Origin of the sequence: Serratia sp. CY32780, assembly GCF_052169135.1 — a bacterium.
GTDB lineage: Bacteria > Pseudomonadota > Gammaproteobacteria > Enterobacterales > Enterobacteriaceae > Serratia > Serratia sarumanii.
The window spans coordinates 124,721-149,469 of the sequence record NZ_JBJNLI010000005.1 but is presented as its reverse complement, the minus strand read 5'-3'; the positions used below and the strand labels follow the sequence as shown (position 1 = coordinate 149,469).

Here is a 24,749-nt window from a genome sequence, read left to right as displayed (position 1 = left end):
GTAAGCAGTCTTGTTAGCTGGCGCGACCTTTCCGCGCTAAGCCGTTGTCGTGTGATCATCGAAAACAATACTCCCTTGATACATTTCTGTGAGTAGCACTTCTGTTGATTTAAGAGCTGGGCTCATCCCAAGTGCTTCGGTAAGAACAAACCCTAAAAGTTTCGCGGCCCTTCCGTCCGCTGGACGTGTATCCGCGCCAAACGAACCGTCAATATATTTCAAATGGTTAGCAAGCAGCTCAGCAGCTAGCGGCGGAACCGCATTCCCTATTTGCTGGATAACACTTGCATTGTTGCCGACCCACTGATAACTATCAGGAAAAGTCTGAATGCGAGCGCACTCTCGTATGGTTAGAGGACGGTGCTCAGTAGGATGGATAAATTCCCGAGCGGCGGCACTCGTAATCGTGAGACTCTGCAAATTTCCATGTAGACGTTTGATTCCTGATGGCGCACCACCTCGTTTTTCTGTCGGCATGCCGTCCGAAACCCTCCGGTTTGCACGACGTTTGTAACTGTCATGCCAAAGCTCTGACGGAAGGTCTTTCATCGTCTGGCCAGGCTTAAGCAATTCCACTTGCATGCGTCCGGAAAGCTCCACTCCTACATGATGAGTCACGGTACCAGTGATATTGCCCTCCCTCATGCGAGCGTCGAATGCGTTGACCGGATCATCACTCGCGTACGGAACCAGCGCCCCCCTTGCACTTGCTGCCGAACCAAGCCCTGCGATCGCTTCGGCCAAATTGGGGGCCATGGGCTTACCAGAAAGCTTTCTTGCCTTCCCGCTGTCAAACGAAAACAGCTCCTCGGGAAACTGGAAGTCGATACCCAGCCGGTTGCCAATGATTAAAACCCTCTTGCGCGTCTGTGGCACGCCATACGAGGCGAGATTCACTTTCTGCAGACGGATCGAGTACCCCATTTCAACAAACTCGCGAACCAGACGCGCAAGGTCCCTGCCACGGCCTGAAGTCAATAGCCCCTCGACATTCTCGAAGATGAACCAGCGGGGGGATAACCTCTCAACGATATTGAGGTAATTAAAGATGAGCTGGTTGCGGGGATCGGCAGCATTTCGGGGGCCAGCAGTGCTAAACCCTTGACACGGGGGGCCGCCGATAACAACAAATGGTCTATGGCCGCCAGCAAGTTTTTCAAGCTGCACAGGCTCTACTGTGCTCAGATCAAGCTGATGACAGGGACTGCCAATATTTAACTGGTAAGTCTGACAAGCGTCAGCGTTAATTTCAGCCCCGAAAAGCGGCTTTAGTCCAGCCCGGCTAAAGCCGGCGGAGAAACCGCCTGCTCCAGCAAAAAGAGATACGACAGCGTCGCTTTTACTCATCCTGTATCCTCATTGACGTGGCATGATAACGCCGACGTATTTGTAAAGAGTCGTTCGAGACACGCCATAACGACGGGCTACATCAGCCACCTGGATATCAGGATCTCGCAGTAATAACTTGATTTCACACACCTGCTGATCATCCAACTTCGGTTTACGGCCCCCAACCCGGCCTCTAGCACGGGCAGCTGTCAGCCCAACTTGCGCGCGTTCTAGGATCAAACCGCGCTCGAACTCAGCCAGCGCTGCAAACACACGGAAAGTCAGTTTTCCCATCGCGCTGTCCGTTTCGATCTTTTCGATCAAACTTTCAAACCCAACACCACGTTGCTCAAGATCGGTCACAATCCGCACCAAGTCCGGCAGGCTACGTCCGAGGCGATCCAACCGCCAAACCACCAAAGTGTCCCCTGCCTGAAGCGCCTTGCGACACTGCTCAAGCTCCGGTCGTGCTGTGCTCTTACCGCTGGCCGCATCTTGGTAGATAACGTCGCATCCAGCCTGCTTAAGCACGTCACGCTGCAGGTCTAGGTTCTGATCGTCAGTTGATACGCGAGCGTACCCTATACGTTGACTCATGGACACAACCAAGACATTGAAAAATTGACGGATATATTAACACCCCTCCAGTAGTTCTCACGACGAAAAATTGCGATATTTTTACTTGTTCAGAAAACCACCCTTTTCCGAACACCGATACCATGTGCGAGAATGTGAACTCAAGGTTTGAAGTAGCCGCTAACGGCTACAAAAGAGGCACAAGCATGAACGAAAAAGAAACCGAGGAGGCGATTGCAGATAGTCGTGCCATTATGGCTGACCCGGTACGCTATGGATAAAAAAACCCGCAGTTACGCGGGCTTAGAGATGTTTTATTTTTACGTGCAGGCTGTTGCCAGACGTTAAATCACTCCCACTCAATCGTCGCCGGCGGCTTGCCGCTAATGTCGTACACCACGCGGGAGATGCCGTCCACTTCGTTGATAATGCGGTTGGAGACGCGGCCGAGGAAGTCATACGGCAGGTGCGCCCAGTGCGCGGTCATGAAGTCGATGGTTTCTACCGCACGCAGGGAGACCACCCAGTCGTATTTGCGGCCGTCGCCCATCACGCCGACCGAACGCACCGGCAGGAACACGGTGAACGCCTGGCTGACTTTGTTGTACAGGTCGGCTTTGTGCAGCTCTTCGATGAAGATAGCGTCAGCGCGGCGCAGCAGATCGCAGTACTCTTTCTTCACTTCGCCCAGCACGCGCACGCCCAGACCCGGGCCCGGGAACGGGTGACGGAACAGCATGTCGTACGGCAGGCCCAGCTCCAGGCCGATCTTGCGCACTTCGTCTTTGAACAGCTCTTTCAGCGGCTCGACCAGGCCCAGCTTCATCTCTTTCGGCAGGCCGCCCACGTTGTGGTGCGATTTGATCACGTGCGCTTTGCCGGTGGCGGAAGCGGCGGATTCGATCACGTCCGGGTAGATGGTGCCCTGTGCCAGCCATTTCACCTGCTCTTGCTTGCAGGCTTCTTCGTCGAACACTTCAACGAACACGCGGCCGATGATCTTGCGCTTGGCTTCCGGCTCGTCCACGCCCGCCAGCGCGGTCAGGAAGCGGTTTTCCGCTTCGACGTGCACGATGTTCAGGCCGAAGTGGTCGCCGAACATTTCCATTACCTGCTTGGCTTCGTTCAGGCGCAGCAGGCCGTTGTCGACGAACACGCAGGTCAGGCGTTTGCCGATGGCGCGGTGCAACAGCATCGCGGTGACGGAGGAGTCAACGCCGCCGGACAGGCCGAGGATCACGTGGTCTTCACCCACCTGCTCGCGGATGCGCTCGACCGCATCTTCGATGATGGTGGCCGGGGTCCACAGGGCTTCACACTGGCAGATGTCCAGTACGAAGCGCTCCAGCATGCGCTGGCCCTGGCGAGTGTGGGTCACTTCCGGGTGGAACTGCACGCCGTAGAAGCGTTTTTCTTCGTTGGCCATAATGGCGAACGGGCAGGTGTCGGTGCTGGCGACGGTCACGAAGTCGGACGGGATCGCGGTCACTTTGTCGCCGTGGCTCATCCACACGTCCAGCAGCGGTTTGCCGGCCGGGCTGATGGCGTCTTCGATGTCGCGCAGCAGCGCGCTCTCTTTGACGATTTCCACCTGCGCGTAGCCGAACTCGCGTTCGGTGGAACCCTGCACATGGCCACCCAGCTGCATCGCCATGGTCTGCATGCCGTAGCACACGCCCAGCACCGGCACACCGGCGTTGAACACATAGTCAGGGGCGCGCGGGCTGCCGGCTTCGGTGGTGCTTTCCGGGCCACCAGAGAGGATGATGCCGCTTGGGTTGAATTCGCGGATCTGCTCTTCGCTAACGTCCCAGGCCCACAGTTCGCAGTAAACGCCGATTTCGCGCACGCGGCGGGCGACCAGTTGGGTGTATTGCGAACCGAAGTCCAGTATCAGGATGCGATGCTTATGGATATTTTGTGTCATGTGAGGCGAATTCCAGCAACAAGAGAAAAAGAGCGAAAATGTGTGTTTCGGGATGGGGCTTAACGCCCCACCCCGGCCTCTCACTCAGGAGAGGTTAAGGCATTAGCCCATGCGGTAGTTCGGCGACTCTTTGGTGATGGTCACGTCGTGCACGTGGCTTTCCTGAATGCCGGCGCCGCTGATGCGCACGAACTCCGCCTTGGTGCGCAGATCGTCGATGGTGGCGCAGCCGGTCAGGCCCATGCAGGAGCGCAGGCCGCCCATCTGCTGGTGCACGATGGCTTTCAGCATGCCTTTATAGGCCACGCGGCCTTCGATACCTTCCGGCACCAGTTTGTCGGCGGCGTTATCGGTCTGGAAGTAACGGTCGGAAGAGCCTTTGGACATCGCGCCCAGCGAGCCCATGCCGCGGTAAGATTTGAACGAACGGCCCTGATACAGCTCGATTTCGCCCGGGGATTCTTCGGTGCCCGCCAGCATGGAGCCGACCATCACGCAGGATGCGCCCGCGGCGATCGCTTTGGCGATGTCGCCGGAGAAGCGGATGCCGCCGTCGGCGATAACCGGGATGCCGGTGCCTTCCAGCGCTTCCACCGCGTCGGCGATGGCGGTGATCTGCGGTACGCCCACGCCGGTCACGATGCGGGTAGTACAGATGGAGCCAGGGCCGATACCGACTTTCACCGCGCTCACGCCGGCTTCAGCCAGCGCTTTGGCGCCCGCTGCGGTCGCGACGTTGCCGCCGACGATCTGCAGATCCGGGTATTTGGCGCGGGTTTCGCGGATGCGCTGCAACACGCCTTCGGAGTGGCCGTGCGAGGAGTCGATCAGCAGAACGTCAACGCCTGCCGCCACCAGCGCGTCAACGCGCTCTTCGTTGCCGGCGCCGGCGCCGACCGCCGCGCCCACGCGCAGACGGCCGTGCTCGTCTTTACAGGCGTTCGGTTTGCGTTCCGCTTTTTGGAAGTCTTTAACGGTGATCATGCCCAGCAGGTGGAAGCTGTCGTCCACCACCAGCGCTTTTTCTACGCGCTTTTCGTGCATCTTCTGCAGTACCACGTCGCGCGCTTCACCTTCTTTCACGGTGACCAGGCGATCTTTCGGCGTCATGACCGCGGTGACTGGCTGGGTCAGATCGGTCACGAAGCGCACGTCGCGGCCGGTGATGATGCCGACCAGCTCATTGTCTTCGGTGACGACCGGGTAACCGGCAAAGCCGTTGCGTGCGGTCAGCTCTTTCACTTCCTGCAGCGTGGTGGATGGGGTAACGGTCTGCGGGTCGGTAACTACGCCGCTTTCATGCTTCTTCACGCGGCTGACTTCTTCAGCCTGGCGCTCGATGGACATGTTTTTGTGGATGAAGCCCAGGCCGCCTTCCTGCGCCAGCGCGATGGCCAGGCCGGATTCGGTAACGGTATCCATGGCTGCGGACAGCATAGGGATGTTCAGGCGGATGGTTTTGGTCAGTTGAGTGCCGAGCTCTGCGGTGTTAGGCAGAACCGTGGAGTGGGCTGGAACCAGGAGGACGTCGTCAAACGTCAGAGCTTCTTTAGCGATACGTAGCATGGGCAATATCTCACCAGGGTGGGCTGTGAAAAAGATAAAATATTGCCGCGGCATTATACAGAGCGGAATCGGTTGCCTCCAGCACTTTCTTACAAAAAGTCTTGATTACCTTTTTCAGCCATGTAGTATCGACCAATTAAGTGATTGTTTTGAAATTTGATCTGGGTCACATGTCGCTACCTGTTTCGCCTTCCATTTTTACCGTAAGCCGCCTCAATCAGACGGTTCGCCAACTGCTGGAAATGGAAATGGGGCAGATTTGGCTCTCCGCCGAGATCTCCAACCTCTCCCAGCCCGCCTCCGGCCACTGGTATTTCACGCTGAAAGACGATCGCGCCCAGGTGCGCTGCGCGATGTTCCGCAACAGCAACCGCCGCGTCACCTTCCGGCCGCAAAACGGCCAGCAGGTCCTGGTGCGCGCCAGCATTACGCTGTATGAACCGCGCGGCGACTACCAGCTGATCGCCGAGAGCATGCAGCCCGCCGGCGACGGCCTGCTGCAGCAACAGTTCGAGCAGCTGAAACAGCGCCTGAGCGCCGAAGGGCTGTTCGATCAGCAGTTCAAGCAGCCGCTGCCCGCCCCGGCCAAACGCGTCGGGGTGATCACCTCCGCCAGCGGCGCGGCGCTGCACGATATTCTGCAGGTATTGCAGCGGCGCGATCCGTCGTTGCCGATCGTCATCTACCCCACCTCGGTGCAGGGAGCCGAAGCGCCGATGCAGATCGTGCGCGCCATCGAGGCCGCCAACCGCCGCGAAGAATGCGACGTGCTGATCGTCGGCCGCGGCGGCGGTTCGCTGGAAGATCTGTGGAGCTTCAACGACGAACGCGTGGCGCGGGCGATCTTCGCCAGCCGCATTCCGATCGTCAGCGCCGTCGGCCATGAAACCGACGTCACCATCGCCGACTTCGTCGCCGATCTGCGCGCGCCGACCCCTTCCGCCGCCGCCGAACTGGTCAGCCGCAATCAGCTCGAGCTGTTGCGCCAGCTGCAGTCGCAGCAGCAGCGGCTGGAGATGGCGATGGATTACTACCTGGCGCAGCGCCAGCAGCAGTTCACCCGCATTCACCACCGTTTACAGCAGCAGCATCCGCATCTGCGCCTGGCGCGCCAGCAGACGCTGCTGTTCAAGCTGCAGCGCCGGATGGAAGACGGCATGCAGCAACAGCTGCGCCTGGCCGCCCGCCGCAGCGAACGCGCCCAGCAGCGGCTGGCGCAGGTGCAGCCGCAGGGCCGCATTCACCGCTACCAACAGCGCGTGCAGCAGCAGGAATACCGCCTGCAGCAAGCGATGGAGCGGCAGCTCAACGCCTACCGCCAGCGCTTCGGCGTGGCCTGCAGCCAGTTGGAAACCGTCAGCCCGCTGGCGACGCTGGCGCGCGGCTACAGCGTGACGCAAACCCCGCGCGGCGAGCTGCTGAAAACCACCAAGCAGGCGCAGGTCGGCGAACTGTTGAAAACCCGCCTGCAGGACGGCTGGGTGGAAAGCGAGGTGAAAACCATCACCGTCGCCAAGAAGCCGCGCAAGAAACGCGCGGCCGAGTAACCCCTACTCCAGCGTAAAACGCTCGCCCGGTTCGCCGTTCACCCACAGCGCGCGCATTTCGCCTTCCGGCAGGCTGAGCGCCAACGTGCGCCAGGCCGGGCGGAAACGCCCTTCCGTCGTGATATCCAGCATGATGCGCTGATGGTCGCAGCGCATTTCCCAACGCAGCCACAGCGCATCGCCCTGTCGCCAGCCCTCGCTTTCACCGTCGTCCTCAAACAGCAGCCCGCTGCTTGCGCCGCAGCCCTTGAGCGGAAACAGCCGCAGCTCGCGCCGATCGTCGGCGGCCACGTCCACATGCGCCAGCCGCTGCGACAGCGGCAGCGCCGCCCCGGCGCGCACCAGCAGCGGCAAACGCTCCAGCGGCGCCGCCAGCGTCACCGTCTGGCCGCCGCCGAACCATTGGCCGCTGTAGAAGCAGTACCAGCCTTCGCCGTTGTCCGGCAGATACACCGAACGCCGGCGCTGCCCCGGCTCCACCACGCTGGCCACCAGCAGATCGCGGCCGATCAGAAAATCGTCGTTCTCGCCGAAGGTGCGCGCATCCTGTTCATGATCGAGAAAGGTCGGGCGCAGCATCGGCTCATCGTCGGCGCAGGCCTGCCACAACAGCGTGTAGAAATACGGCAGCAGTCGGTAACGCAGGTTGATCGCCTCGCGCACCGCCGGGGTGGCGGCCGGGTACATCCAGGGCTCGTTGACCGTGGCGTCGTCGTTCCAGGAGTGGATGGTGAAACGCGGATGCATCACGCCGTTTTGCACCCAGCGCACCAGCAACTCCGCATCCGGTTTGTCGCCCGAGAAGCCGCCGACGTCGTGGCCAAGGTTATACAGCCCGGACAGGCTCATGCCCAGCCCCATGCGGATGTTGTAGCGCAGCGTCTGCCAGCTGGTACGGTTGTCGCCGCTCCAGGTCTGCACGTAGCGCTGCATGCCGGCGCTGCCGGAGCGCGAGATCAGATACGGCCGCTTCTGCGGCGCGAAGCGCTGCTGGGCCTCCATCGAGGCACGCATCATCAGCAGCGGCATCACCGGGCGGATGTGCTTGATGGCGATTGGCCGCCCGAAGCCGTGGCAGCGCGCTTCGCCGTCCCACACTTCGTATTCGTTGTTGTCGTTCCAGGTCGAGTCGATGCCCATCTCCAGCAGTTGCTGCGTGACGCCCCGCTGCCACCAGCGCACCGCCGCCGGGTTGGTGAAGTCGAGGTGCGATCCTTCGTCGTCCCAGAAGCTGGAGCGCTCGGGCGCGTCGCTTTGCGAATCGCGGATAAACAGCCCCTGCGCCGCCACCTCCTGATACTGCGGGTGATCCTGCAGCAGGCACGGCTTGATGTTGGCCGCCAGCCTGAGGCCGGCGTCGTGAAACGCCTGGCTGAGCAGCTTGGGCTGCGGCACCTTGTCGTAGTTCCAGTTGAACACGTAGCGCTTGTTGTTGATCGAGGTGTAGCCCGACGACAGCTGGAAGGAGTCGCAGGGAATGGCGTGTTGACGGCACAGCGCGATGAACTGCTGCAGCTGCTGCTGGGCATCCGGCGCGTCGGTGTAGTGCATGGTCGAGCCGCTGTAGCCCAGGCTCCACTTCGGTCCGAAGTGGGTGCGGCCGGTCAGGCGCACGAAGGCCTTAGTGACGTCCAAGACCTTCGGCCCGAGGAACAGGTAGTAATCCAGATCGCCCGCTTCGGCCTGATAGCGGCGATAGGCCGCGTGGTAGTTGTCGATCTCGTTGCCCAGATCCAACCAGCAGCTGCTCAGGTTGTCGTAAAACAGGCCGAAGCTCGCCTCCGGCCCGCGGGTGATGGTGAACGGAATGTGCTTGTACAGCGGATCGGTGCTGGCGGCGTTGTAGCCCATGGCGTCCAGGTTACGCATCTCGAAGCGGCGGCCGGTGCGCTCCAGATCGCCGGCCTTCTCCCCCAGGCCGTAATAACGCTCATCGGCGAAACGCCGCTGATAGTGCGCCACGCCGTCGCCGTGCGCATTGAGCAGGTAGGCGCTGGTCGGCCGATCCGCCGCCAGCGGCCGCCATTCGCCGGCGGCGTTGCAATATTCCCATTCCAGCCACAGCGGCTGATGCACCGTCACGCGCAGCAGCGGCGTGCTGACCACCAGCCGATCGCCCTCCTGGCGCAGCTGGTAGCCCGGCAGGCTGAAGCCGGCGACGCTGAGCCGATCGCGCCCCTCCCAGGGCACATCTTCCTGCGGCGCGATGCTCCAGGTACGATCCAGCGCCAGTTCGCCCTCACGTTTGATCAACACGCGGAACAGACCGTCTTCCAGCACGTACAGGCAGAAACGGTGGCGTTCATCGACCAGCAGCTCAACGTGGTCGGCATGCTGCGCCGCCAGCGTCCAGTTTTTCAAGGTTTTCATAAGCATTCCACTTAGCTGTGTGAAGGTGTTTTCTTACCGCCGCGTTCGGCGATCAGGGCAATCAGGAACAGGGCACCGATCAGATCGAAGAAGCCCATGGCGATGAACAGCGGGTTGAAGCCGATGGTGTCGGATACCGCGCCGATCAGCAGCGTGAACAGGAAGCTGGCGATCCAGGCGCTGGATCCGCGCATGCCGTTGACCGTCGCCATCTGGTTTTTATCGAACGACTCCACCACCAGCGCGCTGAGCATGCAGGAGATCACCTGGTGGCCGAAGCCGCCGATCGAGATCAGCGCGATCGCCACATAGGGATCTTGGGTGATCGCCACGAACGCCAGCGACACCATCAGGAAAGCGCCGGTCACCGAGCTGGCGACCACCGAGTTGACGCGGCTGCAGCCGAACCATTTGCGGTACAGGGTGGTGAGATAGCCGCTGGCGACGCTGCCGATATCCGCCGCCAGGAACGGCAGCCAGGCGAACATCGCGATCTGTTTCAGATCCATGCCGCGTTCGGTGGCCAGGTACAGCGGCACCCAGAAGCTGAATACCGCCCAGGCCGGCTCGGCGAGAAAGGCCGGGATGGCGATGCCGTAAAACTTCTTGTTCTTGCACAGGCTGGCCAGCGAGGTGAGGAACGGCAGCTTCGGCAGCACCGGCTCGTTGTCTTCGCGGATCAGATCCAGCTCTTGCTGGCCGAGGTTCGGGTGCTGCTGCGGCGAGTGGTAGAACAGCCACCACAGCACCACCCAGATCAGCGCCAGCCCGCCGGAGAACAGGAAGGCGCCCTGCCAGCCGAAGGAGACGTGAGCGATGACGATGATCGGCGGCGCCAGCATAGCGCCGATGGAGAAACCGACGCCCGCCCAGCCGGCGGCGATCGGCCGCTCCTTCTTCGGAAACCAGTCGGAGATCGCCTTGGCGTTGGCCGGGGTGGCCGCCGCCTCCGCGCCCCCCATGAAGAAACGCAGAATGGCCAGTTGCAGCCAGCTGCCGGCGCCGGCGTGCAGCATGCACACCACCGCCCAGATGCCGGCACAGATCAGAAAGCCCATCTTCAGGCCGATAACGTCGATCAACCAGCCGCAGATCGGCTGAAACACCGTGTAGGCCAGCTGGAACGACGCCACCACCCAGGCATATTGCTCGGTGCTCATATTCAGGCTGGTTTTCAGCTCCGGCGCCAGAATGCCCAGCGAGTTGCGGGTGATGTAGTTGACCGTGACGCCCAGCAAGAACAGCGCCAGCATCCACCAGCGCAGCGATTTGAACTTGCGCCGGCCGCTCTGCGCGACCGCCTGATTGATCTCCACACTCATCGGTTCTCTCCCCGCGGCCGCCGGCTACGGCGACGCGCGTTTTGGTAGGGTACGTTGTGCTATCAAACACGGGGCGGTGAAAACGGGTCGGCGCCGTATCACTGGCCGACAGACAATCACAACCCCATGATTTATTTTTGTTTTCATTTTCGCACACCGTTAAAATTGGACTGACAGGTCGCTAAAATTGGTGTACCAATGCAGACTACTCAGCGAGAGCGCGCAGCGAAACGCTGTTTTTTGCAAAAATTTTCACAGGCGGGTGAAAAAATAGTCATAATGACCAAGAAATCCGGTCAAGACGCTGAAAATCTGCAATGAAAATATTCTCACGGACGAATTTGAAGGAGATCACAGAATGAACGGAAAGCTGAAAATTCAGGAGATCGCTCGCCAAACCGGGCTGTCGATCAGCACCGTTTCCCGCGTGCTGGCAGGCAAGGCCAACACCAGCGCCGAGGCGCGCCGCAAGGTGCTGGACTGTGCGCAGCAAAACGGCATTCTGCAGGGCATTTCCAGCGGCCGGCTGATGCTGAACAACGTGATGGTGTTCGCGCCGCAGCGCGCGTTCGACGTACGCACCGACATCTTCTACTACAAGGTCATTCAGGGTATCGCCGCCGCGCTAATGGAGCACGAGGTGCGCATCCGCTACTGCGGGCTGGAAGAGCAACACAGCGACGGCGCGCTGTTTCTGGAAAAGATGAGCGACCCGCACACCGAAGCGGCGCTGATCATCGGCATCGACGACGAACATATCCACACCCTGGCCGCCGATCTGCACAAGCCCTGCGTGCTGATCAACTGCAGCGATCGGCAGATGCGGCTGGACAGCGTCTCGCCGGATCATCAGCTGATCGGCGACTATTCCGCCAGCTACCTGTTTCAGCAGGGGCACAGCCATATCCTCAATCTGCAATGCCTGCGCCGCCACACCATGGAGCTGCGGCTGGCGGGCATCCGCCAGGCCTACGCCCGGCATCATTTGCCGTTCGACGACGGCCGCCATCTGATCACCACCTCCGGCTTCGGCGGCGAAGAGGCCGAGCAGGCGCTGACCACCTATCTCGACGGCATCCACGGCCACTCCCCGCTGCCGACGGCGATCCTGGCCGGCGGCGACTACATGGCGGTCGGGGCGGTCAAAGCGCTCAACAAGCGGGGGCTGAGCGTGCCGGGCGACGTCTCGGTGATGAGCACCGACGGCTTCAATCTGGCGGAAATCCACGATGTGCCGCTGACCTCGGTGCAGGTGCCGCGCGACGAACTGGGCTACGAGGCGATCCAACTGCTGCAGCGGCGCATGCTGCGCGCCGACGCGCCGCCGTGTAATCTGCTGCTGCACGGCCGGCTGGCGGTGCGCACCTCGGTGCGACGCATCAGCCCGCACAAGACCGCGCCGGCGGTGAGCACGCATGACCACAGGCTTTATGACGAGTAGGCTACACTTAGGCACAGTGCATTCATTCGATGAGGTAAAATTTTTGCCTAAGGAGAGCCACTATGCCAGCCCAGCGCATGCGTTCCGTCATTCCTCCCTACATGCTGCGCCGCATCATTGAACACGGCAACGCCCCGCAGCGCGACTGCGCGCTGCACACGCTGAACCACGTGCAAAGCCTGCTCGGCAACAAGCCGCTGCGTTCGCCGACCGAGAAAAACGCCCGAGCCGGCGAAGCGCTCCGCGATATCTACGACGCCCAGAACGGCACCCAGCTGCCCGGCAAACAGGTGCGCAAAGAGGGCCAGCCCAGCAACCACCCCAGCAACCACGATGTGGCGGTGGACGAAGCCTACGACTACCTCGGTGTCACCTACGATTTCTTCTGGCAGGCCTACCGCCGCAATTCACTGGATAACCAGGGGCTGCCGCTGGTTGGCAGCGTGCACTACGGCAAGGAGTACCAGAACGCCTTCTGGAACGGCCAGCAGATGGTGTTCGGCGACGGCGACGGCGAGATCTTCAACCGTTTCACCATCGCCATCGACGTGGTCGGCCACGAGCTGGCGCACGGCGTGACCGAGAGCGAAGCCGGGTTGATCTACTACCAGCAGTCCGGGGCGCTCAACGAGTCGTTGTCCGACGTCTTCGGCTCGTTGGTCAAGCAGTTCCACCTGCAGCAAACCGCCGATAAAGCCGACTGGCTGATCGGCGCCGGGCTGCTCGCCGAGGGCATCAAAGGCCAAGGGCTGCGCTCGATGTCGGCACCCGGCACCGCCTACGACGATCCGCTGCTGGGTAAAGACCCGCAGCCCGCCAGCATGAAGGATTATATCCAGACCAAGGAAGACAACGGCGGCGTGCACCTCAATTCCGGCATCCCTAACCGCGCCTTCTACCTGGCGGCGACGGCGCTGGGCGGCTTCGCCTGGGAGAAAGCCGGTTACGTCTGGTATGACACGGTGTGCGACAAAGCGCTGCCGCAAAACGCCGACTTCGCCACCTTCGCCCGCACCACGATGAAACATGCGCTAGCGCGTTTCGACCAGAACGTGGCGGACAAGGTGCAGCAAGCCTGGCATCAGGTGGGGGTGGAATAATGAAACCGCTGCCGACGCTCAATCAGGATACGGTCATTGAGCTGGCGCGCGAGGGAGGCTTTGCCTACATTCCCAAACTGGCGGGCCAGCGCCGCATCGCGCTGGCCGATATCACGCCGGAGCAGCGGCAGCGCCTGAATCAGTTGCTGAACCAGACGCTGCCCTATGCGCAGGAAGAAGGCCAGCCCACCTCCCCCGGCTGCGGCGACCAGCGCTACTACCGCGTGCAAATCAACTACACCAGCCCCACCCTGAGCACTGAGATCGTGCTGTTAATCCCGGAAAGCAGCGCGCCGCAGGCGCTGGTGGATCTGTGGAAAACCGGCCAGGTGGATGAGTGAGGACTTACAGCGGCTGATAGCTGAAATTCACCCGTTTTTTGGAGATCAGCCCGTGCCCGTGCTGGCACAGGTAATCCACCGCCCCGCAGGCTTTCAATTCTTGCAGCGGCTGCCCGCACGCCGGGCAGCTCGCCAGCTGCCGATAATCGCGCTGGCAAGCTTCACAATGGTAGTGACCCGCTACCCACTTCATGGTCTGACGGCATTGCGGACAGTGCGCTTCCATAACGACTCCAGGTTAAATCGCGCCCCATGAGCGCAAGAAATAAATCCCCAACGCGGTGGTGAAGAACGAACCGACGGTGGTGATGGCGATAATATTGGCCGCCAGCGTGGCGTTGCCGCCCATGGCGCGCGTCATCACATAGCTGCCCGACGCGGTCGGCGTGGCGGAAAACAGGAAGATAATGCCCAGCGCCGCCCCCTGAAACCCGCACAGCCAGCCGGCCAGCGTCATCAGGCACGGCACCAGAAACAGCTTGGCCGCCGACGACAGCGCCGCCACGTTGGACGAACGGAACATGGCGCGAAAATCCAGGCTGGCGCCGGTGCACAGCAGCGCCAGCGGCAGCGACAGCGCAGAGATATAGCTGCCGGTCTGGCGGATCACGGTCGGGATGCCCAGCCCGGTTTGCGCGTACAGCAGCCCGCACACCAGGCCGATGATCAGCGGGTTGGTAACGATGCTGCGCAGCAAAGACAGGTGGCTGATTTTCTTGCCCTGCCCGCCCTGCAGGCTGCGCGTGAGGGTGATGACCGACAGTATGTTGAACAGGATCACCGTCACCGTCAGGTACAGCGAAGCGAGCGCAATGCCTTCGCTGCCGTAGGCGGTCATGGCGTAGGCCAGGCCAACGATGGCGGTATTGGCGCGGAAACCTCCCTGCACGAACACCCCGCGCTCACGCGGTTCTTTCACCAGCCACTTGGCGGCCAGCTCCAGGAGCAGGAAGGTCGCCAGCGTGCCGACCGCGCCGAACAGCACCAGCGGCAGGTTGCCGAGCAGCTGCGGGTGGTTGGTGGCGATGCTGAAAAACAGCAGGCATGGCAGCGCCAGATTGAACACCAGGCGGGTCGCGCCATCGACGAAGCGGTCATCCATCAGGCGCCAATGGCGCAGCAGGATCCCCAGCAGCATCATCAACAGATTCGGCACGGTGACGTTAAACGCAAAACTCCAGGTTTCCCAGGACATGGTGTTCCTTCAGGCAGGCGAGGTAATCTTCAGATAATAAAACGATTTCGGGCCAATAAAAAAGGGGCGCGGCATCACTGCCGCGCCCCTCATGAGCGATTACTTGCTCTTTTTCAGGTGGCTCATCAGGCGCTTGCGTTTACGCATCTGGGTCGGCGTCAGCAGGTTGCGTTTGCCGGCGAACGGGTTGTCGCCCTCTTTGAACTGGATGCGGATCGGCGTCCCCATCACGTTCAGCGAGCGGCGGAAGTAGTTCATCAGGTAGCGTTTGTACGAATCGGCCAGATCGCTGACCTGGTTGCCGTGGATCACCACGATCGGCGGGTTGTAACCGCCGGCGTGAGCATATTTCAGCTTCACGCGGCGGCCGCGCACCAACGGTGGCTGGTGATCGTCAACCGCCATCTGCATGATTTTGGTCAGCATCGAGGTGTTTACGCGGCGGGTTGCGCACTCGTAGGCTTCCTGTACCGATTCGAACAGGTTGCCGACGCCGCTGCCGTGCAGAGCGGAAATGAAGTGCACGCGCGCGAAGTCGACGAAGCCCAGACGCAGGTCGAGCATCTCTTTCACGTGCTCGCGATCTTCTTCGCTCATGCCGTCCCACTTGTTGACCGCAATCACCAGTGAGCGCCCACTATTGAGGATAAAGCCGAGCAGCGAGAGATCCTGATCGGAGATGCCTTCACGCGCGTCGATCACCAGCAGCACCACGTTGGCGTCTTCAATCGCCTGCAGGGTCTTGATCACCGAGAACTTCTCGACGGTTTCAGTCACCTTGCCGCGTTTACGCACCCCGGCAGTGTCGATCAGCACGTATTCGCGTTCGTCGCGCACCATTGGAATGTAGATGCTGTCGCGTGTGGTGCCCGGCATGTCATACACCACCACGCGCTCCTCGCCGAGGATGCGGTTAGTGAGCGTAGACTTACCGACGTTCGGGCGACCGACAATCGCCAGCTTGATCGGCAGATCCTGCGGGTTGAACGCTTCTTCTGGCTCTTCGTCTTCTTCGCCTTCCAGCGTTTCGCCGTTTTGCTCGGCCCAGTAAGCGGCGTTGGCCTCTTCCTCGGTCAGCTCGACGTCTTCCGGTTTTTCCGGCACGAACGGCACCAGCACGTGTTCGATCAGTTGGGTCACGCCACGGCCGTGGGAAGCGGCGATAGCGAACACTTCACCCAGGCCGAGCGAGTAGAAATCGGCGGTGGCGGTGTCCGGATCCAGACCGTCGGTCTTGTTGGCCACCAGGAAGGTCGCCTTCTGGCGGCTGCGCAGGTGCTGGGCGATGCCCTGATCCGCCGGCATCAGGCCGGCGCGGGCGTCGACCATGAACAGCACGATGTCCGCCTCTTCGATCGCCAGCAGCGACTGACCGGCCATGCGCGTTTCGACGCCGTCTTCGGTGCCGTCGATACCGCCGGTATCGACGATGATGAATTCATTGCCTTCGATTTCAGCACGACCATACTTGCGGTCACGCGTCAGCCCCGGGAAATCCGCCACCAGCGCATCGCGCGTATGGGTTAAACGGTTGAACAAGGTGGATTTACCCACATTCGGGCGCCCGACCAGCGCGACGACAGGTATCATTGTTGAAGCCTCATTACTTAATAATCAATGCGTTACTGCACTGTGGATAGACACCAGCGGTGCAGCTTATAAAATACGAAACGGCCCCTGAACACTCAGGAGCCGTTTTCCCCTTCATCTTTCGCGCCACAGCGGCGTTGTCTGCGCACCTTCGCCTCGGTTACTTAGTTCACTAAGCTCCCGAGGACTCATGCGCTTGCCGCCTGGCTGCAACCCGAAATATTTCGGGTGCAAGAAGGGTCACGACGAGCGGCGTTAGCGGGTGAAAGCGTAAACTTTCCCGCCGCGAGCCTGGATGATCAGCTTGTCGCCGGCCACCATCGGCGCAGACAGGAAGCCGGAGCTGTCCACTTCCTGCTGGGCGACAAAACGGCCATCGGTGGTGTTAATCCAGTGCAGATAACCTTCGGCGTCACCGGTCACCAGATAACCATTATACATCACCGGCGGCGTCAGGTTGCGGTGCAGCAGATCGCTCTGCGTCCACACGGTCACGCCGCCTTCGGTGCTGAGCGCGACTACGCGATCGTTTTGGTCGATCAGGTAGATGCGGCCCGCGTCGACGATGAAATCGTTCACCGAACCCAGCTCGCGTTTCCAGATAATCTGGCCGGAACGCAGATCCAGCGCCGTCAGGTTGCCGTTGTAGCCCAGCGCGTAGACCACGCCGTCAACGATCACCGGCGTGGTGTCCACGTCATTCAGGCGATCGATTTCGGTCGCGCCGCTCGGCTGAGAAATACGCTGTTGCCAGATCAGTTGACCCTGCTGCATCAGCACGGCGCTGACGCGGCCGTTGTCACCGCCGACGATGGCGGCGCCAAAGGCGACGGCCGGCGCGGATTCACCGCGCAGCGACAGCGAAGGCATGTCCAGGTTAACCGTCCATTTCACCGCGCCGTCGGCTTCGTTCAACGCCTGCAGCATGCCGTTGGAGGTGTGCACCAACACCATGCCGTCGCTGACAACCGGACGGGAGATCGCTTCGCCGGCCACTTTGGTCTGCCAGGCGATGGCGCCGTCGGCGGTGTTCAATGCGTAAACCACCGCTTTTTCGCTGCCGACGTAAACCTTGTCACCCGCGACCGTCAGGCCGCCGGACAGCAGCGCAGACAGGTTGCTGGAGAAGAAGCCGGTCTTCTCGGAGAGATTGACCTTCCACTTCTCGTTGCCGCTGTCGGCGTCCATCGCTTTCACGATGCCGAAGCGATCGGCGGCGTAAATGGTGCTGTCCTGATAGGCCGGACGCAGGTGGGAGTAATACTCACCGATGCCGTCGCCCACCGAGGTGCTCCACGCCTTGCTCGGCGTAAACTGATTTTCAACTTTCGGCAACGGCGACATGGTAACCACGTCTTCTTCGCTGTTAAACAGCGAGCAACCACTCAGCAAGGCAGCGGAAACCAGTCCGACCAAGAGTGTTTTACGCAATTGCATGGGAATTCCCCTTAGCTGGACAAGTTATTCAATTTCATGCGCAGCAGAACCTGCAGCGCCTGAGAAGCGTTGGACTCAATGCCTTTGCTGTAAGCTTCGCGCGCGCCTTTGGCGTCGCCCTTGGCCAGCAGCACATCGCCGCGCACATCCTGCATCATCGCCGCCCAGCCTTCGCCTTTCACGCCATCCAGCGTTTTCAGCGCTTCATCCAGCTTTTTCTCCTGCAGCTGGACGCGCGCCAGACGCAGGTCGATCATCGCCAGCAGGTTGTCGTCTTTGGTCTGGCCCTGCGCCAGCGCCAATTGCTGTTCCGCCTTGGCGAAATCATTCTGTTCGACAAAGTGCTTGGCCAACTGCAGCGCGGCCAATACGCCGTAGCTGTTGCCGTTAGCCTGGACAAATTTCTCCGCGGCAGCCACGTCATCCGGCTTGCCGGCCGCCAGACGATCGCTGGCTTCCTGATAGGATTGCGACGCAGCCATCATGTTGGAGTTTTCATGGCTCTGCCAGTAACGCCAGCCAACCAGGGCACCAATTCCGAGCACCACGCCCACCGCCAGCGCTTTGCCGTTCTCGGCAAAGAACCGACGCAGTGCGTCGACTTGTTCGTTTTCAGTGGTATAGACTTCCACGGTGTCCTTCTCCTTAACCTAACATCAAAGCCAGACGCGCAGCGACTTCGCTTTGCGCCAGCGTTTCTTGTTCACCACTGCGCAGGTCTTTCACCACCACCTGCTGCGCCGCCACTTCGCTCTCACCCAGGATCAGCGCAATGCGCGCGCCCCATTTGTCCGCACGGGTGATCTGCTTCTTGAAGTTGCCGCCGCCGTAATTGGTCATCAGCTTCAGCTGCGGCGCCGCGTCGCGCACCTGTTCAGCCAGCTGCATCGCCGCGCTCTGGGTGCCCGCGCCGGAAGAGATGACGTACACGTCGATAGCCGACGGCGCCTTGAATTCCGGGTTAACCGCCTGCACCAGCAACACCAGGCGTTCGAGGCCCATGGCGAAACCGACCGCCGGGGTGGCGCGGCCGCCCAGTTGCTCGACCAGGCCGTCGTAACGGCCGCCCGCGCAGACGGTGCCCTGCGCGCCCAGGCTGGTGGTCACCCACTCAAACACGGTGCGGTTGTAGTAATCCAGACCGCGCACCAGGCGCTCGTTAACGGTATATGGGATACCTGCCTGCGCCAAAAGTTCACACAGACCGGCGAAGTGAGCACGGGATTCTTCATCCAGGTACTCGGACAGGCGCGGCGCGTCGTTCAACAGCGCCTGCACCTCAGGATTCTTGGAGTCCAGCACGCGCAGCGGGTTGCTGTACATGCGGCGTTTGCAGTCTTCGTCCAGCACCTCAACGTGCTGCTCCAGGAACGCCACCAGCGCGTCGCGGTAGTTGGCGCGCGCCTCCAGCGAACCGATGGAGTTCAGCTCCAGCTTGACGTGCTCGGCGATGCCCAGCGCTTTCCACCAGCGGGCCGTCAGCAGGATCAGCTCGGCGTCGACGTCCGGGCCTTGCAGGCCGAACACTTCCGCGCCCAGCTGATGGAACTGACGGTAACGGCCCTTCTGCGGGCGCTCGTAGCGGAACATCGGGCCGATGTACCACAGACGCTGTTCCTGATTGTACAGCAGACCATGTTCGATGCCGGCGCGCACGCAGCCGGCCGTCCCTTCCGGACGCAGCGTCAGGCTTTCGCCGTTGCGGTCTTCGAAGGTATACATCTCTTTTTCCACGACGTCGGTCACTTCACCGATCGCGCGTTTGAATAACGGGGTCTGCTCTACAATCGGCAACCGGATTTCGCTGTAACCGTAGCTGCCCAGCACCTGCTTGAGGGTGCCTTCAATACGCTGCCATAATGCCGTTTCTTCCGGCAGGTAGTCGTTCATGCCGCGAATGGCTTGAATGTTCTTTGCCACGTGAGTTCTCTGTCCGTTGTCTGTAAAAATGAACCTGATTATAGGGACTTTGCCGCCCGGTATTCAACGCGGATGCGGTTTTCTGCCCTTCAGGTTCATAAACAAGCGGGCCAACAGGCCCGCCGTGTAGCGATAACGCTTATTTTTCCAGCAGATTGACCGTGATGCGGTTGCTTTCGTCCATCATCGCGGCCTTGGCGCGAATTTTCGCTTCCAGCTGGTCGATCATCTGTTCGTTGTCGAAACGCTCTTTCTGGCGCACGCCGTCTTCATAGAAGCCGCTCTTCTTGTGGCCGCCGGTCACGCCCATGGTGGACACCAGCGCTTCGCCCGGGCCGTTCACCACGCAGCCGATGATCGAAACGTCCATCGGCGTGATGATATCCTCCAGGCGCTGCTCCAGCGCGTTCACCGTGCCGATCACGTCGAATTCCTGACGCGAACAGGTCGGGCAGGCGATAAAGTTGATACCGCGCGCGCGGATGCGCAGCGACTTCAGGATATCGAAACCGACCTTCACTTCTTCGACCGGATCCGCCGCCAGCGAGATGCGCAGGGTGTCGCCGATGCCTTCAGACAGCAGCATACCCAGGCCGATGGCCGATTTGACCGACCCACTGCGCGCGCCGCCGGCTTCGGTGATGCCCAGATGCAGCGGCTGATCGATGCGCGAGGCCAGCAGGCGGTAGGATTGCACCGCCAGGAACACGTCCGACGCCTTGACGCTGACCTTGAACTGGTCGAAGTTGAGGCGATCGAGGATGTCCACGTGGCGCATGGCGGATTCCAGCAGCGCTTCCGGCGTAGGTTCGCCGTACTTTTCCTGCAGGTCTTTCTCCAGAGAGCCGCCGTTGACGCCGATGCGAATCGGGATGTTCTTGTCGCGGGCGCAGTCCACCACCGAGCGAATGCGCGATTCGTTGCCGATGTTGCCCGGGTTGATGCGCAGGCAGTCTACGCCGTATTCGGCAACCTGCAGCGCGATGCGATAATCGAAGTGGATATCGGCGACCAGCGGCACGTTGACCTGCTGCTTGATCAGCTTGAATGCCTCGGCGGCGTCCATGGTAGGAACCGAAACGCGGACGATGTCGACGCCCACGCGCTCCAGCGCTTTGATCTGATTAACCGTTGCTTCAACATCGGTGGTACGGGTGTTGGTCATCGACTGCACGGCAATCGGCGCGCCATCACCAATAGGCACCTTGCCGACGTAAATGCGTGTAGATTTTCGACGGTTGATGGGCGCTTGGTTATGCATTACTTACTCTCCATTGCTGCTCTGACATCACGACCGGTGCCGCGCGATTACTGCGCGGCGACGGTCAGGCGAGCAACACGGTTTGACTTAACGAACCGGCTTAAATCAACCGGCTTACCCTGATACTGGATCTGTACTGCCGCCGGCGCGCCGATGGTCAGTTTATACGGCGCAGTGCCGGCCAGGTTCAGCTTGCCACCCTGCTTCTGGGTGCCGCTGAACAGCGTCTTACCGCTCGCGTCGGTCACCTGCAGCCAGCAGTCGGCAGAGAAATCCATCACCAGCGCATTCGGATCGGCCACCGGCGCAGCCACGCCCGCATCGGCGGTCGGCAACGGCGCCTGTGCCGCCGGCGCGGTTTCCGGCAGGGTGGTCTGGCTTGGCGACACCACGGCAGGCTGCTGCTGAGCCGCGCTCGGCGCCTGGGCGGTCGCCGCCGGCGCCTGAGCCGCTGCGCCAGTATCGGCCGGCGCGGCGCTGTTGTCGGTCAACGGCACGTTGGTGCCGGCATCGGCATTGCCGTCGGTCAGCGGCACGGACTGCCCTTCGTTATTCTGCGAAAGCTGCGCGGAGGACTGATCGGCCATGGTGGCGATCTCTTCCTGCTGGGCCTTGTGGTTTTGCCACCACCAGGCGCCGGTCAGGCCGATCACCACGAACACGATAAGCCAGGTGAAGCTCATCAGCCAGCCGTCGCGTTTCTTGCGGCGTTTGCCCAGCGAGAAGCTTTGCATCGGCGCCACTTTCGCCATCTTCAACGGCGCCTGCTTGGCCAGCATCGGCAGCAGTTCGTCTTCCGGCAAATGCACCAGCTTGGCGTAGGAACGGATGTAGCCGCGCACGAAAGTGGACGCGAGGTCAGCGGACACGCTGTCTTCCTCGATATCGCGCACGGTGGACATTTTGAGACACAGGCGTTCTGCAACGGTCTGTTGGCTCAGCCCGAGTTGCTCACGGGCCTGACGCAGGCGCTGGCCCGTCGTCATGGATACGGTTTTATCTTGGGAGGCTTCAGTATTCATTAGCTAAGAACTGCTGGTACTGTTTGGATTGTGGAAAACTTCGCGCTAGCTGCTTGCCATAGCGTTGAACGCTATCCTGACGGCCGGCTAACGCGGCGAAACGAATCTGTAACCATAAGCTGCTGGCGCTGGCCGGCAGAACATGCTGATAAACATCCAATAAAAGTTGCGACTGGGCGCGCTTCCCTTCTCCAAATTGCTTTTCGGCCTCCGCCAACAGCGGAGTGCCTTTGTCCGGATCGACTTTCAGCGCGCGGCTCAACAGCGTGCGCGCCTCATCGTTTTGTCCGGCCTTGAGAAAACAGTAACCTGCGTTTTCCAGGCTGTCGGCGACCTGGCCATAATCGGGCGCCAGCGCCGCTGCGCTAAACTGCTGTTGCGCCGGTACATACTGCCCTAAACTGCAAAGAAACGCACCGTAATTATTCAATACGGTGCCATTGCCCGGCGCAAGTTTGAGCGCTTGCCGATAACGCTGTTCGGCCGCGGCATTTTCACCGATCCGCTGCTCATAGAGCGCCATGCCCAACTGCGTGCGGTAATCCTGCGGGGCCGCGTCCAGCGCCTTTTCCAGGTTCTGGCGCGCGGCGTCCATGTCGCCTTGCTGCAGGTACTCCAGGCCCAGCTGCAACCGCGTTTGGCCCGCCTCAGAGACTTGTGCTTCCTTTTCCGGCGCTGAACCGGAACACCCGGCCAACAACCCGGCCGCCAGCCACACACCCCACAGTTTCAGCTTCATGCCCGCATTCATTTCCTTATCGGCCGTCAGCTAACGCCCGCCAGCGACACGCTTTCGCATAACAGGCTGTTAGATAACAAAAAATGGTGCTATAGGATTCAGACCGCCCGTACGTTGATAGGTTCCCCGGCCATTTTCTTCTTCAGGGTACGCTTGGTACGGTCGATCACTTCACCCGCCAGTTGCCCGCAGGCGGCGTCGATATCGTCACCACGGGTTTTACGAACAATAGTCGTAAAGCCGTATTCCATCAACACCTTGGAGAAACGATCCACCCGGCTGTTGGAGCTGCGGCCGTAAGGGGCGCCCGGGAACGGGTTCCATGGGATCAGGTTGATCTTGCACGGCGTGTCTTTCAGCACTTCCGCCAGCTGATGCGCATCGTCGGTGCTGTCGTTGATATGATCCAGCATCACGTACTCGACGGTCACGCGGCCCTGGTTGGCGTTGGATTTCTCCAAATAGCGACGCACCGCGGACAGGAAGGTCTCGATGTTGTACTTGCGGTTGATCGGCACGATCTCATCGCGGATGGTGTCGTTCGGCGCGTGCAGCGAGATCGCCAGCGCCACGTCGATCATGTCGCCCAGCTTGTCCAGCGCCGGCACCACGCCGGAGGTAGACAGGGTCACGCGGCGTTTGGACAGGCCAAAGCCGAAGTCGTCCAGCATGATTTCCATCGCCGGCACCACGTTGTTCAGGTTGAGCAGCGGCTCGCCCATCCCCATCATTACCACGTTGGTGATCGGGCGTTGGCCGGTCACCTTCAGCGCGCCGATGATTTTCGCCGCGCGCCACACCTGGCCGATGATTTCCGACACGCGCAGGTTGCGGTTGAAGCCCTGCTGCGCCGTCGAACAGAATTTGCACTCCAGCGCGCAGCCTACCTGCGAGGAGACGCACAGCGTCGCGCGGTCGGCTTCCGGGATATACACGGTTTCGACCTGCTGATCGCCGACTTTAATCGCCCACTTGATGGTGCCGTCGGCCGAGCGCTGTTCCTCCGCCACTTCCGGCGCGCGGATTTCCGCCACGCGTTGCAGCTTGCCGCGCAGGACTTTGTTGATGTCGGTCATCTGCTCGAAATCGTCGCAGCAGTAGTGGTAAATCCACTTCATCACCTGATCGGCGCGGAACGGTTTCTCGCCCATTTCGGCGAAGAACTCGCGCATTTGCTGGCGGTTCAGGTCCAGCAGGTTGATTTTGGCCGCAGCCGGTTGCTCCACGTTAACGGAGGGGGTAGTCAGCGAATTATTTTCAGACACGGTGTGCTCGGACGTGATGGGTTCTAACATAATGATCTCTGGCCTCGTTATTACACGTTATGGCGCTAAAGAATGGACAGTAAGTTGTGCATTTCAGCCCGCATGATTCGGGTGGCGGCACTAAAAACACGCCCCTGACAAGTCGTCTTATCAGGGGCGCGGCATTGTACAAATTTTAGTAGCGGGTGGCTACGGCTGAAAGGCATTCAGGGCATTTTTATTGTTTCAGCCGGTGAATGCCTGGCTATCAGCAACGGCACGATTAACGTGCGCAGATTTCGCTTTCGTTGAAGAAGTAAGCGATTTCGCGCTGTGCGGATTCAACGGAATCGGAACCGTGAACGGCGTTAGCGGTGAAGCTGTCCGCGTAGTCGGCACGCAGGGTACCAGCCAGCGCGTTGTCCGGGTTGGTTGCGCCCATGATGTCGCGGTTGCGCTGCACGGCGTTTTCAGATTCCAGAACCTGCACCATGATTGGGCCGGAGGTCATGAACTCAACCAGACCGTCGAAGAATGGGCGGCCTTTGTGCTCAGCGTAGAAGCCTTCAGCTTGCTCGCGAGTCAGACGCAGCATTTTAGCGGCGATGATTTTGAAACCGGCGCGCTCGAAACGAGCGTAGATAGCGCCGATGTCGTTGTTGGCTACAGCGTTTGGTTTAACGATGGAAAAGGTACGTTCTACGGTCATGATGGCCTCTGTATGACTTCCAAAACAGGCCGGTCTGCAATGTTGCCGGCCTTCTCAAGTGGCGCAGATTATATGTGCGCCGTTAACGCTTGCCTACGGGAAAATCAACATTT

General features: G+C 60.6%; 21 protein-coding genes. 4 read left to right on the top strand and 17 right to left on the bottom strand.

Annotation, left to right across the window (positions count from 1 at the left end; all coding sequences use genetic code 11):
- Positions 1-36: 36 nt before the first annotated feature.
- The 4 genes from ACJ8HH_RS19810 to guaB all read right to left on the bottom strand — a co-directional run bounded on the left by ACJ8HH_RS19810 (position 37) and on the right by guaB (position 5,398).
- A complete protein-coding gene (locus tag ACJ8HH_RS19810; RefSeq protein WP_060452023.1) occupies positions 37-1,347 on the bottom strand; it encodes a DNA cytosine methyltransferase in 1,311 nt (436 codons plus the stop codon).
- A gap of 9 nt (positions 1,348-1,356) precedes the next feature.
- Positions 1,357-1,926: a recombinase family protein gene (locus ACJ8HH_RS19805; protein ID WP_060452041.1), complete on the bottom strand. Its 570-nt coding sequence runs from the start codon at positions 1,924-1,926 to the stop codon at positions 1,357-1,359.
- Positions 1,927-2,254: 328 nt separating this feature from the next.
- Complete coding sequence (guaA, locus tag ACJ8HH_RS19800) at positions 2,255-3,832, bottom strand: glutamine-hydrolyzing GMP synthase (RefSeq protein WP_039568517.1); 1,578 nt, start codon at positions 3,830-3,832, stop codon at positions 2,255-2,257.
- A gap of 102 nt (positions 3,833-3,934) precedes the next feature.
- A complete protein-coding gene (gene guaB / locus ACJ8HH_RS19795) occupies positions 3,935-5,398 on the bottom strand; it encodes an IMP dehydrogenase (RefSeq protein ID WP_033635581.1) in 1,464 nt (487 codons plus the stop codon).
- A gap of 170 nt (positions 5,399-5,568) precedes the next feature.
- Here guaB and xseA point away from each other — a divergent pair, with 170 nt between their 5' ends.
- Positions 5,569-6,945: an exodeoxyribonuclease VII large subunit gene (gene xseA, locus ACJ8HH_RS19790; RefSeq protein WP_039568688.1), complete on the top strand. Its 1,377-nt coding sequence runs from the start codon at positions 5,569-5,571 to the stop codon at positions 6,943-6,945.
- A gap of 3 nt (positions 6,946-6,948) precedes the next feature.
- Here xseA and ACJ8HH_RS19785 read toward each other — a convergent pair whose 3' ends face one another.
- The gene (locus ACJ8HH_RS19785) at positions 6,949-9,315 is read right to left on the bottom strand and encodes a glycoside hydrolase family 31 protein (RefSeq protein WP_039568520.1); all 2,367 of its coding nucleotides are present in this window, start codon (positions 9,313-9,315) and stop codon (positions 6,949-6,951) included.
- Between the two features lie 11 nt (positions 9,316-9,326).
- The gene (locus ACJ8HH_RS19780) at positions 9,327-10,637 is read right to left on the bottom strand and encodes an MFS transporter (RefSeq protein WP_039568523.1); all 1,311 of its coding nucleotides are present in this window, start codon (positions 10,635-10,637) and stop codon (positions 9,327-9,329) included.
- A 358-nt stretch (positions 10,638-10,995) separates the two neighbouring features.
- Here ACJ8HH_RS19780 and ACJ8HH_RS19775 point away from each other — a divergent pair, with 358 nt between their 5' ends.
- The 3 genes from ACJ8HH_RS19775 to ACJ8HH_RS19765 all read left to right on the top strand — a co-directional run bounded on the left by ACJ8HH_RS19775 (position 10,996) and on the right by ACJ8HH_RS19765 (position 13,519).
- Positions 10,996-12,078 carry a LacI family DNA-binding transcriptional regulator gene (locus ACJ8HH_RS19775; RefSeq protein ID WP_039568525.1) on the top strand — a complete coding sequence of 361 codons (1,083 nt, stop codon included), beginning with the start codon at positions 10,996-10,998 and terminating at the stop codon, positions 12,076-12,078.
- Between the two features lie 62 nt (positions 12,079-12,140).
- Positions 12,141-13,178: a M4 family metallopeptidase gene (locus tag ACJ8HH_RS19770; protein WP_060452022.1), complete on the top strand. Its 1,038-nt coding sequence runs from the start codon at positions 12,141-12,143 to the stop codon at positions 13,176-13,178.
- Complete coding sequence (locus ACJ8HH_RS19765; protein WP_033635587.1) at positions 13,178-13,519, top strand: protealysin inhibitor emfourin; 342 nt, start codon at positions 13,178-13,180, stop codon at positions 13,517-13,519. The genes ACJ8HH_RS19770 and ACJ8HH_RS19765 overlap by 1 nt, the downstream gene beginning before the upstream one ends.
- A gap of 4 nt (positions 13,520-13,523) precedes the next feature.
- On the opposite strand, the gene ACJ8HH_RS19760 is transcribed toward ACJ8HH_RS19765, so the two are convergent.
- From ACJ8HH_RS19760 to ndk, 11 genes are all read right to left on the bottom strand, one after another.
- On the bottom strand, positions 13,524-13,745 hold the full coding sequence (locus ACJ8HH_RS19760) for a zinc ribbon domain-containing protein (protein WP_039568530.1): 222 nt from the start codon (positions 13,743-13,745) through the stop codon (positions 13,524-13,526).
- A gap of 12 nt (positions 13,746-13,757) precedes the next feature.
- A complete protein-coding gene (locus tag ACJ8HH_RS19755; RefSeq protein WP_033648913.1) occupies positions 13,758-14,714 on the bottom strand; it encodes an AEC family transporter in 957 nt (318 codons plus the stop codon).
- A gap of 99 nt (positions 14,715-14,813) precedes the next feature.
- Complete coding sequence (gene der / locus ACJ8HH_RS19750) at positions 14,814-16,304, bottom strand: ribosome biogenesis GTPase Der (protein ID WP_004941442.1); 1,491 nt, start codon at positions 16,302-16,304, stop codon at positions 14,814-14,816.
- A gap of 255 nt (positions 16,305-16,559) precedes the next feature.
- A complete protein-coding gene (gene bamB / locus ACJ8HH_RS19745; RefSeq protein ID WP_033635590.1) occupies positions 16,560-17,741 on the bottom strand; it encodes an outer membrane protein assembly factor BamB in 1,182 nt (393 codons plus the stop codon).
- Positions 17,742-17,752: 11 nt separating this feature from the next.
- Positions 17,753-18,373, bottom strand: a complete 621-nt coding sequence (locus tag ACJ8HH_RS19740; RefSeq protein ID WP_033635592.1) for a YfgM family protein — start codon at positions 18,371-18,373, stop codon at positions 17,753-17,755.
- A 13-nt stretch (positions 18,374-18,386) separates the two neighbouring features.
- Positions 18,387-19,661 (bottom strand): histidine--tRNA ligase, encoded by a 1,275-nt coding sequence (hisS, locus tag ACJ8HH_RS19735; RefSeq protein WP_033635593.1) that lies wholly within the window; start codon positions 19,659-19,661, stop codon positions 18,387-18,389.
- A gap of 139 nt (positions 19,662-19,800) precedes the next feature.
- Entirely contained in the window at positions 19,801-20,922 is a 1,122-nt protein-coding gene (gene ispG / locus ACJ8HH_RS19730) for a flavodoxin-dependent (E)-4-hydroxy-3-methylbut-2-enyl-diphosphate synthase (RefSeq protein WP_016929756.1), read from the bottom strand.
- A gap of 47 nt (positions 20,923-20,969) precedes the next feature.
- Positions 20,970-21,944 carry a cytoskeleton protein RodZ gene (gene rodZ, locus ACJ8HH_RS19725; protein WP_039568532.1) on the bottom strand — a complete coding sequence of 325 codons (975 nt, stop codon included), beginning with the start codon at positions 21,942-21,944 and terminating at the stop codon, positions 20,970-20,972.
- Positions 21,934-22,683, bottom strand: coding sequence for a type IV pilus biogenesis/stability protein PilW (gene pilW, locus ACJ8HH_RS19720; protein WP_039568691.1), 750 nt, complete (start codon positions 22,681-22,683; stop codon positions 21,934-21,936). The genes rodZ and pilW overlap by 11 nt, the downstream gene beginning before the upstream one ends.
- 98 nt (positions 22,684-22,781) lie before the next feature.
- The gene (locus ACJ8HH_RS19715; protein WP_004941426.1) at positions 22,782-23,978 is read right to left on the bottom strand and encodes a bifunctional tRNA (adenosine(37)-C2)-methyltransferase TrmG/ribosomal RNA large subunit methyltransferase RlmN; all 1,197 of its coding nucleotides are present in this window, start codon (positions 23,976-23,978) and stop codon (positions 22,782-22,784) included.
- Between the two features lie 232 nt (positions 23,979-24,210).
- Complete coding sequence (gene ndk / locus ACJ8HH_RS19710) at positions 24,211-24,636, bottom strand: nucleoside-diphosphate kinase (protein WP_004941424.1); 426 nt, start codon at positions 24,634-24,636, stop codon at positions 24,211-24,213.
- Between the last annotated feature and the right edge of the window lie 113 nt (positions 24,637-24,749).